Source organism: Micromonospora sp. 4G55, assembly GCF_016803375.1.
This window is the reverse complement of record NZ_JAEVHN010000185.1, coordinates 1-10,666: the sequence shown is the minus strand read 5'-3', so window position 1 is coordinate 10,666 and position 10,666 is coordinate 1. Positions and strand designations below refer to the sequence as shown.

General features: G+C 72.1%; 9 protein-coding genes and 1 pseudogene. 8 read left to right on the top strand and 2 right to left on the bottom strand.

The features are described 5' to 3' along the window. Positions 1–1,087: pseudogene (locus JNW89_RS16850) on the bottom strand (DUF1996 domain-containing protein); the annotation flags it as partial. A 506-nt stretch (positions 1,088–1,593) separates the two neighbouring features. On the opposite strand from JNW89_RS16850, the gene JNW89_RS16845 reads away from it, so the two are divergent. From JNW89_RS16845 to JNW89_RS16820, 6 genes are all read left to right on the top strand, one after another. Next, positions 1,594–2,355 carry an ABC transporter ATP-binding protein gene (locus tag JNW89_RS16845; protein ID WP_088962787.1) on the top strand — a complete coding sequence of 254 codons (762 nt, stop codon included), beginning with the start codon at positions 1,594–1,596 and terminating at the stop codon, positions 2,353–2,355. Then, positions 2,342–3,034: an ABC transporter ATP-binding protein gene (locus JNW89_RS16840; protein WP_238449643.1), complete on the top strand. Its 693-nt coding sequence runs from the start codon at positions 2,342–2,344 to the stop codon at positions 3,032–3,034. Before JNW89_RS16845 ends, JNW89_RS16840 begins: the two co-directional genes overlap by 14 nt. 51 nt (positions 3,035–3,085) lie before the next feature. Continuing rightward, a complete protein-coding gene (locus tag JNW89_RS16835; RefSeq protein ID WP_238449642.1) occupies positions 3,086–4,336 on the top strand; it encodes an ABC transporter substrate-binding protein in 1,251 nt (416 codons plus the stop codon). Further along, positions 4,333–5,214, top strand: a complete 882-nt coding sequence (locus JNW89_RS16830; RefSeq protein WP_238449641.1) for a branched-chain amino acid ABC transporter permease — start codon at positions 4,333–4,335, stop codon at positions 5,212–5,214. The genes JNW89_RS16835 and JNW89_RS16830 overlap by 4 nt, the downstream gene beginning before the upstream one ends. After that, positions 5,211–6,227: a branched-chain amino acid ABC transporter permease gene (locus JNW89_RS16825; RefSeq protein ID WP_238449640.1), complete on the top strand. Its 1,017-nt coding sequence runs from the start codon at positions 5,211–5,213 to the stop codon at positions 6,225–6,227. Before JNW89_RS16830 ends, JNW89_RS16825 begins: the two co-directional genes overlap by 4 nt. Positions 6,228–6,305: 78 nt before the next feature. Beyond that, positions 6,306–6,935 (top strand): transcriptional regulator, encoded by a 630-nt coding sequence (locus JNW89_RS16820; RefSeq protein WP_238449639.1) that lies wholly within the window; start codon positions 6,306–6,308, stop codon positions 6,933–6,935. Between the two features lie 55 nt (positions 6,936–6,990). Here JNW89_RS16820 and JNW89_RS16815 read toward each other — a convergent pair whose 3' ends face one another. Continuing rightward, a complete protein-coding gene (locus JNW89_RS16815; protein ID WP_238449638.1) occupies positions 6,991–7,587 on the bottom strand; it encodes a hypothetical protein in 597 nt (198 codons plus the stop codon). Positions 7,588–8,354: 767 nt separating this feature from the next. Here JNW89_RS16815 and JNW89_RS16810 point away from each other — a divergent pair. Next, complete coding sequence (locus JNW89_RS16810; RefSeq protein ID WP_238449637.1) at positions 8,355–9,923, top strand: MFS transporter; 1,569 nt, start codon at positions 8,355–8,357, stop codon at positions 9,921–9,923. An 11-nt stretch (positions 9,924–9,934) separates the two neighbouring features. Next, positions 9,935–10,543 (top strand): TetR/AcrR family transcriptional regulator, encoded by a 609-nt coding sequence (locus tag JNW89_RS16805; protein WP_238449636.1) that lies wholly within the window; start codon positions 9,935–9,937, stop codon positions 10,541–10,543. Positions 10,544–10,666 lie beyond the last annotated feature (123 nt).

Here is a 10,666-nt window from a genome sequence, read left to right as displayed (position 1 = left end):
TGGCGATCCGGTCGAGGGTGGCGACGCGCCGAGCCCGCAGGGGGGCCAGGATGGCGTTGTCCACGAACGCCGCTCCGCCCTGACCCGGCGCGGTGACCAGCCGTTCGTTCGCCTCGGCGAGCTGCGTGTCCAGCAGGGTCAGGTTGCGGTTCACCTCGTCCAACGCCGACGTCGGAATCCCGGGCAACCGGTCCCGCACGCTGGGGCAGTCCACCGTCGGCGTGGCTGCACCGCCGGTCACCGCGCCCGGCGTCGGTGTGGTGGCGGGGCCGCCGCTGCCGGTCGTTTCGTGGCCACCGTGTCCGGCGTGCGCGCCGTCGAAGCTCAACTCGCAGTCCGCCATCGAGACCAGCCCGCTCGGACGGTCCCCGCCGCCGCGGGCGACGGCGACGGCGATCCTGTCGAGGGCGGCGACGCGCCGGGCCCGCAGCGGCCCGAGGATCGCGTTGTCCACCGACGTCGCGTCGCCCCGGCCCGCCGAGGCGGCCAGCCGCCGGTTGGCCTCGGCGAGCTCCCGGTCGAGCAGGTCCAACTCGCGGGCGACCTCGGCGGTCGCGCCGGCCGGCACGGCCGGCAGCCTGTCCCGCACGGTCGGGCACCCGATCCGCCCGGTCTCCGGCGCGGGCGCGTCCCCGGCCCGCACCGGCGCGTCGATGATCCGGACGACCGGCCAGAAGTACGAGGACCGGTCGCCGTTACGGCAGGTGGTGCCGGACGCGGCCAGGCTCTCATCGGTGGAGTCCGCGTTGGCGGAGAGGTTGCCGACGAAGTCGTGCACGTGCTGGGCGCCGTTCTTCACCCCCGGCTGAGCCACCGGGTTGTCCGGGCTGAACTTCCGGTTGCCGTTGGTCCCGCACTCGACCCTGAACACCCCGGTCGCGGCGCCCGGCGCGGGTCGCGGCACCCGGACGTTCGGCGCGACGTCCGTGATCAGGACAACCGACTGCGGCTGCGTGTCGGCGTGCGCGTGGTGGTTGCGGGAACTGACCGCGATGGTGGTCGACACGGTGGCGACGGCGGAGACCGCCAGGACCGCCACCAGGATCGTCAGATCCCGGCGGCGGGTCCGCCTGCTGAAAGCCTTCATCACATCCCTTTCCGTGGGGACGACCCGGTCGGGCGGGCCGCGCGGGTCACGTCGGGACGTACGGCCGAGCCGGCGCCCGTCGATCGGCCCCCGGGCCGGGCGTCACCGTTCGGTAAGGAGTTGCCGCGCCCGCTCCTGGCCACCGGCGGGCGGTGCGGTCCTCCCACCGCCCGTGTCGACACCCGGCGGCCCGGGCGGCCGTCCCGACGCCTTGGCCCAGCTCGACCGCCGCACCGGGTGCGGCCCCGGGTCCGCGCGTGCGGCCGGGGCAGGTGGCCCGACCACATGGGAGCGGTTTCCCAGACCATCCGCTCACGCCCGTCAATCCCCTCCGGGCCGCTCCCGAGCGGCGCTCATGTCGACCGACCCCGCGCCGACCGGCCGGAAAGTGTGGCGGACCGACATGGCTGCACTCCGGCCGTTCCCCGTAGGTTTCCTCCACGCGACGGCCCTGTGACCCCGGTCACCGACCCGGCCGTCGCCAGTGACCTGCGGAGGATGAGGCGATGGCCGGGCAAGCGCTCCTGTCGGCGCGCGGGCTGACCCGTGACTTCCGGGGCTTCCGTGCGGTCGACCACGTCGACCTCGACATCGCCCCGGAGAGCGTGCACGCGCTCGTCGGCCCCAACGGCGCCGGCAAGACCACCCTGTTCAACCTGCTCACCGGCTTCCTGCCGCCGACCGAGGGTCGGATCGAGCTGGACGGCCGGGACGTCACCGGCCTGCCCCCGGAGCAGGTGGCCCGGCTCGGGGTGGCCCGCTCGTTCCAGATCACCAGCCTGTTCCCGCAGCTGTCCGCCCGCGAGCACGTCGAGCTGGCGTTGCAGAGCCCGAGCGGGCTCGGCTGGCGGTTCTGGCGGTCGGCCAAGCTGATGGGCCGCTACCGGGAGCGGGCCGACGAACTGCTGGACATGGTCGGGCTCGGCGCGCTGGCCGAGGCCCCGGCCGAGGCGCTGGCGTACGGGCGCAAGCGCGCCCTGGAGCTGGCCATCGCCCTCGCCCTGGACCCGAAGGTGCTGCTGCTCGACGAGCCGACCGCCGGGATGGGGCTGGAGGACGTCGACCGCACGGTGGAGCTGATCGCCCGGGTCCGGGCCGGCCGGACCGTGGTGATGGTCGAGCACAACATGAGCGTCGTCGGCCGCCTCGCCGACACCGTCACCGTGCTGCAGGCCGGCACGGTGCTGGTCGAGGGCCCCTACGAGCAGGTCCGCGCCGACGAGCGGGTCATCACCGCCTACCTGGGAGCCGCTGATGCTGCGCATTGACACCCTCTCCGCCTTCTACGGCGAGGCGCAGGTGCTGCGGGAGGTGAGCCTGGAGATCGCCGCCGGCGAGGTGGTCACCCTGGTCGGGCGCAACGGCGCCGGCAAGTCCACCCTGCTGCGCTGCGTGATGGGGCTGCACCCCGGCCAGCGCGGCACCGTCGAGCTGGACGGGCGGGACATCAGCCGGCTGCCGGCGTACAAGCGGGCGCGGCTCGGCCTCGGCTGGGTGCCCGACGACCGAGGCGCGTACGCCACCCTCAGCGTCACCGAGAACCTGACGCTGCCGCCGCGGGTCGGCCCCGACCCGTGGCCGCTGGAGCGGGTGTACGAGGCGTTCCCCGCCCTGTACACCCGGCGCGACTCGGCGGCGACCATGCTCTCCGGCGGCGAGCAGCAGATGCTCGCCCTGGCCCGGGTGCTGCGGATGGGCGCCCGGCTGCTGCTCTGCGACGAGCCCACCGAGGGCCTGTCGCCGCTGCTCGTGCAGCAGGTCGGCGACCTGCTGCGGGAGGCCAAGAAGCACGGGGTGACCGTGCTGCTGGTCGAGCAGAACCTGCACTTCGCCACCGGCGTCGCCGACCGGCACTACCTGCTGGCCGAGGGACGCGTCGTGGAGGCGATGGCGAACTCCGAGGTGCGCTCGCGGGAGCGCGAGCTGCTGGCGTACCTCGGTATCTGAATTTTCGACGGCTGACCCGCGCGGTGCCCGCGCGGTACGAAGGGGATTGACATGCGTAGGAGCGTGGGTGTGGCCGCCGCCTCGGCGGCGGTGGTGCTGGCCGCGGGTTGCGGCGGCGGTGGACCCCAGTCCGGCGGCGACCAGAAGCTGACCGGCGACAAGATCGTGCTGGGTGTGCTCAACGACCAGTCCGGGGCCTACTCGGAGCTGTCTGGGAAGAACTCGGTCAAGGCCGTGGAGATGGCCATCGCCGACTTCAAGGCCAAGCACGGCGACCAGGCGGTGACCACCGACATCACCGTGGAGACCGCCGACCACCAGAACAAGCCGGACGTCGCCAACGCCAAGGCCCAGGAGATGTACGACCGCAAGGGCGTCGACCTGATCCTCGACGTGCCGACCTCGTCGGCCGCGCTGAAGGTCGCCGACGTGGCGAAGGAGAAGAAGAAGCTCTACTTCAACATCGGCGCGGCGACCACCGACCTGACCGGCAAGAGCTGCAACAAGTACACGTTCCACTACGCGTACGACACCTACATGCTGGCCAACGGCACCGGCAAGACCACCACCGAGCAGGTCGGCAAGAACTGGTACATCCTCTACCCGAACTACGCCTTCGGGCAGGACATGGAGAAGAGCTTCTCCACCGCCATCACCGCCGCCGGCGGCACGGTCGTCGGCAAGGACGGCGCGCCGTTCCCGAACACCACCGGCGACTACTCGACCTTCCTGCTCAAGGCGCCGACGCTGAACCCCAAGCCGCAGGTGCTCGGCACCATGCAGGCCGGCGCCGAGCTGGTCAACGTGGTCAAGCAGTACAACGAGTTCAAGTTGCGGGACAAGGGCGTCGGCCTGGCGGTCGGCCTGATGTTCATCACCGACATCCACTCGCTCACCCCGGCCGCGCTGGCCGGCACCACCTACACCGACGCCTGGTACTGGAACTTCGACCAGCAGAACCGGGAGTTCGCCGACCGGTTCCAGAAGGAGACCGGCACCCGGCCGTCCTTCGCGCACGCCGCCAACTACTCCGCGGCGATGCAGTACCTGGAGGCCGTGCAGGCCGCCGGCACCGACGACGCGGACACCGTGGTCAAGGGGCTGGAGGGTAAGGAGGTCAACGACGTCTTCCTGCGCAACGGCAAGATCCGCGCCGAGGACCACCGGGTGATCCACGACGCGTACCTCGCCCAGGTGAAGCCGCAGGCCGAGGTCGCCGAGCCCTGGGACTACGTGAAGGTGCTCAAGACCATCCCCGCCGCCGAGGCGTTCCGCGCCCCGTCCCCGGACTGCAAGCTGTGACCGGTTTCCTCCAGAACACGTTCAACGGGTTGGTGAGCGGGGCGTTCTACGCCCTGCTCGCCCTCGGGCTCGCGGTCATCTTCGGCATGCTCCGGGTGGTGAACTTCGCCCACGGCGCGTTCTACATGCTCGGCGCCTTCGGCGCGTACGTGCTGCTGGCCGAGGCGGGCGTGCCGTTCTGGGCGGCCCTGGTGATCATGCCGGTGGCGCTCGCCGTGGTGGGCATGATCCTGGAACGGGCCGTCATCCACCGGCTCACCCGGCTCGACCCGCTCTACAACTTCCTGCTCACCTTCGGCCTGACGCTGATCCTGCAGGACCTGGTGAAGACCCGGTACGGCGTGCAGTCCAGCCCGTACGCCACCCCGGCCGAGCTCAGCGGCTCGGTCGACTTCGGACTCTTCGACTTCCCGACCTACCGGGTCTTCATCCTCGGCTTCGCGGTGCTGCTCTGCGTCGCGGTGTGGTGGGTGCTCACCCGTACCCGGATCGGCATGGTGGTCCGGGCGTCGACCGAGCGGCCGGAGCTGACCCGGGCGTTCGGCATCGACGTCGGGCGCTGGGTCACCCCGGTCTTCGGCTTCGGCATCGGCCTGGCCGGGCTCGCCGGCGTGCTCGCCGCCCCGATGCGGGCGGTGAACCCGCTGATGGGCGCCGACCTGATCATCGTGGTCTTCGCGGTGGTGGTGATCGGCGGTCTCGGCTCGATCTTCGGCTCGGTCGCCGCCGGCTTCGGCATCGGTCTGGTGCAGGCGTGGGGCGAGGCGTACCTGTCCGAGTTCCCCATCGTGTCCCAGACGATCGTCTTCGTCGTGATGGCCGCCGTGCTGCTCTGGCGGCCGGCCGGGCTGTTCGGCCGTGAGGAGGCACCGGCATGACCAGCACCGTCGACACCCCGGCCGAGGCGAGCCGGCCGGCCCCGCCGTCCGGGCTCCTCGCCGTCGCCCGCGCGCCCGGCTGGGTCCGGTACGCGCTGCTCGCCGCCGGGCTGGCCGCCGCGCTCTGGCTGCCCAACGGGCTCTACCCGGCGGTGGCGGTGGACATCCTCTGCTGGGCGCTCTTCGCCGTGTCGGTGGACCTGCTGCTCGGCTTCACCGGGCTGATGTCCTTCGGGCACGCGGCGTTCTGGGGGACCTCGGCGTATCTCACCGGCCTGGTCGCCATCCACGCCGGCCTGCCGTTCCCGGTCGCCGTGCTGGCCGGGGCGCTCGGTGCGGCGGCGCTCGCGCTGCCCATCGGCTACCTCGCGGTGAAGCGGACCGGCATCTACTTCGCCATGGTCACGTTGGCCTTCGCGCAGATGGTCTACTACGTGGCCAACGAGTGGCGTTCGGTCACCAAGGGCGAGAACGGCCTGCAGGGCGTGCCCCGGTCGCTGTTCGGCCTCGACCTGACCGACGACTACTACTTCTACTACGCGATCCTGCCGATCGTGCTGCTCGGCCTGGCCGCCGCCTGGCGGATCACGCACTCGCCGTTCGGTCGGGTGCTGGTCGGCATCCGCGACAACCCGGCCCGGGCGCGGGCGCTCGGCTACCCGGTGCACCGCTACAAGCTGACCGCGTTCGTGCTCTCCGGCTTCATCGCCGGTCTCGGCGGCGGGCTCTTCGCCGTCGGGCACCGGTTCGTCTCCCTCGACGTGCTGCACTGGACCACCTCCGGCAAGGCGGTCATCGTCGTCGTGCTCGGCGGCATCGGCACGCTGTGGGGCGGGGTGCTCGGCGCGGCCCTGGTGGTCCGGCTGGAGGACTGGCTGTCGTTTTCCGGATTCGAGGCGATCGGCCTGGTGACCGGCGGCATCTTCGTCCTCGTCGTGCTGCTGTTCCGCCGTGGGCTGTGGGGCACCGTCTCCGCCCTGGCGCTGCGCTGGATGGCCGCCCGCCGCAGATGACGTCCCGCGACGGCGCATCCGAACCGCGCCGTCCCAGCGAACCCCCTGGTAGTGATCGCACACCCGGGGGTACGTCTGGTGCTGACCGAACCGATGCCGGCCGACGCCGTCGAGACCGCCCGCAAGCGGCTCGCGATGGCCGCCGAGGACCTCGACGCCAACCGGATCGCCGCGCTGGTGCGGGACCTCGCCGCCGACGCCGGCGTGGCGCCGGTCTGGGAGCGGGTCTGCCGACCGCTGCTCGGCGGACTGCGGGGGCACAGCCCCACCGAGATCGCGATCGAACACGCGCTCTCCGAGGGCGTCCGGATCGGCCTGGACGGCTACCGCCGGGACCGGGGTCGCCCCCTGCCGCCGGACGGCGTGCTGCTCGCCGGGGCCGAACAGGAGGCGCACTGCCTCGGGCTGCACGCCCTCGCCGCCGCGCTGCGCGAGCAGGGCCGGGGCTGCCTGCTGCTGGGGCCCGCGCTGCCGTGGGCCGCGCTGGCCGCCACCGTGGTGCGGGTCCGCCCGCACACCGTCCTGGTCTGGTCGCAGACCCCGCTCACCGGCCGCGCGTACCGCCTGGTCCGCTTCGGGCGTGACTTTCCCCGGGTACGCCTCTTCGGCGCGGCGCCGGGTTGGATCGAGCCGTTCCCGCCGCCGTCGGTACGCCTCACCACCTTCGCCGCCGCCGTCGCCGCCTGCGGGGCGGGTGGGTCGCCCTAGACATGCCGCTGGCCGCACCCCGCTCGGGGGTGCCGGCCAGCGTGTCGTTCACGGGTCAGCTGTTCCAGTACTTGGCGACCAGGTCGGCGGCCTGCCGCTCCCACTGGGCGTAGGCGTCGGGGTAGGCCGAGACCTGCACGGTCTGGGCGGCCTCGGTCAGCGGCATGTCCTGCCAGCCGTCGACCTGCTTGAGGCCCTTGAGGAACGCCTTGGTGGCGTACTCGGGGTCGGTGATCTGCTTCGGGCTGCCCCAACCGCTCGACGGGCGCTGCTGGAACAGGCCCAGCGAGTCGTGGTCGTTGCGGTCACCCAGGTGGCCCAGGTTCTCCAGCTTCGACTCCTGCAGGGCGGTGGCGATCGAGATGACCGCGGCCCGCTCGTCCAGGTGCGACTTCTTCGTGGCGGCGATGATCGCCTTCACGTTCTTCGTCTGCTCGCTGTCCAGCGTGATGCGCGACTGCTTGCCCTGCACGCCGTGCGGGATCAGCTTGCTCTTGTCCACACCCGGCTTGTCGGCCTGCATCACGGCAACGGCCTTGGCGTCCATGGCCGGGGCGGCGTGGGCCTCGGTGACCGGGCCGGCGAAGACGCCACCGGCGAAGGCCAGACCAGCGATACCCAGAACGCTCTTACGCAGAATGGTGGTGTTCATCAGAGTGGCTCCTTCGGGGGTTGGCGCGGGTCCAAGGGGGGCCGGACACGCGCAAGCACCACGACGGCGCTCAATGGATCCAGGGGAAAGTCTTCGCCCGGCAGGCTTCGCGAGCGGTGGGCTCACGGCGCCGGGTCCAGGTGTAACGACCGGCGGCCCGCCATCATTCCGGGGCCCGGCATCCCGGCCGGCGAGGTGATCGGGCCAGGCCAGCGCGGTGCTGCTGCGATCGTCCAGGTGATGTAACGACCCCGGGCCCATCGTCATTCCGGCGCCCGGCACCTCGGGCGGCCCACGTGATGCGGCCAGGCCAGCGGGTGCTGCTGCGATCGTCCAGGTGATGTAACGACCTCGGCCCGGCCACCATTCCGCCGCCAGGATGCCCCCGGTCACCGGGCACCCCGGCGTGGGCCGGCCGAAACCCGGACGTCCGGGCGCACCGAGCGGGGCCCGGAACCGGACATTCGGCGCGGCGTGCGTGCAACCACGTCCGGCCGCCGGTGGGGCCGCCTTACTGCGGGCTACCGAACTCGCCCGCCGCGACTTGCGATAGCGGCAACGTGGCGCGCGACAGCGCGACGCCGCAAACCGTGCTCGACAGCGCGAGGCCCGCCCCGCGCCTGACCTGGCGCAGGGAGAGTGACGCCGGACACATACGAAACGATCCGGTTCCGTATCGAAACCCGGACCCGTACGCTCAGCCTCGTTACGAGTCTGACTCGTATCGTAATTCACGGTACGAGCACGCCGGGGGGAGAACCGGACACATGGAACCGCACGAGAACACCGGACATCCGAGGCGGTGGGGGATCCTCGCGGTGCTGGTGATCAGCCTGCTCGTCGTCGTCCTCGACAACACCATCCTCAACGTCGCACTGCGCACCCTCGCCGACCCGGTGCACGGCCTCGGCGCCAGCCAGGGCGAGCTGGAGTGGTCGATCAACTCCTACACGCTGGTCTTCGCCGGGCTGCTGTTCACCTTCGGCGTGCTCGGTGACCGCTTCGGTCGCCGCCGCTTCCTGCTGATCGGGCTGGTGCTGTTCGGCCTGGCCTCGCTGCTGTCGGCGTACGCGCAGGATCCCGGCCAGCTGATCGCGGCCCGCGCCCTGATGGGCGTCGGCGGCGCGGCGATCATGCCGGTGACCCTGTCGATCATCTCCAACGTCTTCGACCCGCGCGAGCGGGGCCGGGCGATCGGCGTCTGGGCCGGCGCGGTCGGCCTCGCCGTGGCGATCGGCCCGATCCTGGGCGGCGCCCTGCTGGAGCACTACTGGTGGGGCTCGGTCTTCCTGATCAACGTGCCGGTGGTGGTGGCCGGCGTGGTCCTGGTGGCGCTGCTGGTGCCGGAGTCCCGCGACCCCCGGCCGGGCCGGGTGGATCTGCTCGGCGTGCTGCTGTCGGTCGTGGGTCTCGTCGCGCTGACCTACGGCATCATCGACGGCGGCGAGCACGGCTTCGACCGGCCGGTGGTCTGGGCGTCCATCCTCGGCGGCCTGGCGGTGCTGGCCTGGTTCGTCGCCCACGAGCGGCGCAGTGAGCACCCGTCGCTGGACGTCCGGCTGTTCCGGGTGCCGCGTTTCGCCGCGCCGGTGGCCATCGTCGGCCTGATCTTCTTCGCCGCGATGGGCGTCATGTTCTTCAGCTCGTTCTACCTCCAGCTGGTCCGTGGCTACAGCCCGCTGCAGACCGGCCTGCTCTTCCTGCCCTTCGCCGGCGCGCAGCTGATCTTCGCGCCGCGCAGCGCCGCCATGGTCCGCCGGTACGGCGGCAAGGCGGTCGCGGTGGTCGGGCTGGTGCTGACCGTGCTGGCGCTCGGCGCGTTCGCCTTCGTCGACGCGAGCACGCCGATCTGGGTCGTGCTGGTGTTCTTCTTCCTCCAGGGCGCCGGGATGGCCAACATCATGCCGCCGGCCACCGAGTCGATCATGTCGGCGCTGCCCCGAGAGAAGGCGGGCGTCGGCTCGGCGGTCAGCAACACGGTGCGGCAGATCGCCGGCGCGCTGGGCGTGGCCGTGCTCGGCTCGGTGCTCTCCGCGGTCTACCGGGAGGACATCGCCTCGGCGGTCGACGGGCTTCCCGCCCCGGCCCGCGAGGCGGCCAACGAGTCCATCTCGGGCGCGTACGCGGCGGCGGGACAGCTCGGGCCGGCGGCGCCGAAGCTGATCGCGGCGGCCAACGACTCGTTCGTCTCGGCCATGCACTGGGCGGCGGCGCTGTCCGCGGTGGTGGCCGCCCTCGGCATCCTCATCGTGCTGCGGTGGATGCCGGGCCGGGCCGCGGAAGCGCCCGCCGCCGCGCCGGTGGTCGGCGAACCGGAGCTGGCCGGAACGGCATAGGTTCGGCGATAATGTCCGACATGACTTCCACCGCAGATGCTCCGCGGTCGCCCGGGCGACCGCGGAGCGTCCGCGCGGACGAGGCCATCATCGAGGCCACCCTCGACCTGCTCGCCGAGGGCAGCACCATCGAGGCGCTGTCGATCGAGGCGATCGCCAGCCGCGCCGGGGTCGGCAAGGCCACCATCTACCGGCGCTGGCCGGGCAAGGACGCGCTGCTGCTCGACGCGCTGCGCCGGCTCAAGGGGATCCTGCCGCAGCCGGCCGGGCACTCCGTCCGCGACGATCTGGTGCTGCTGGTCGGCGCGGTCGGGCACAACATCGACCCGCGCGCCGCGAAGATCATGCCCTGCCTGGTGCCCGAGGTGAACCGCAGCCCGGACCACTTCCAGCTCTACCAGAACATCATCGAGCCGCGTCGGCAGATGATGCGCGAGGTGCTGCGGCGCGGGATCCGCACCGGTGAGCTCCGCGCCGACCTCGATGTCGAGGTGACGATGGCGATGCTCACCGGGCCGATGCTGATCCAGCGGATGCTGCGCTGGCATCCCGAGCTGGACGACCTGATCCTGCCCGAGAAGGTCGTCGACACGGTGCTGGAGGGCGTCCGGGCCCGCTGACCGCTCAGCCGCCGGCGAGCAGCGGCAGCAGGTCGGTGAGGGCCGGGAAGCGCGTCCCCCGCTGCTCCGCCCCGATCGTTCGGGCGGCGGCGAACGCCCAGGCCAGCGCCGTGTCCCGGGCCG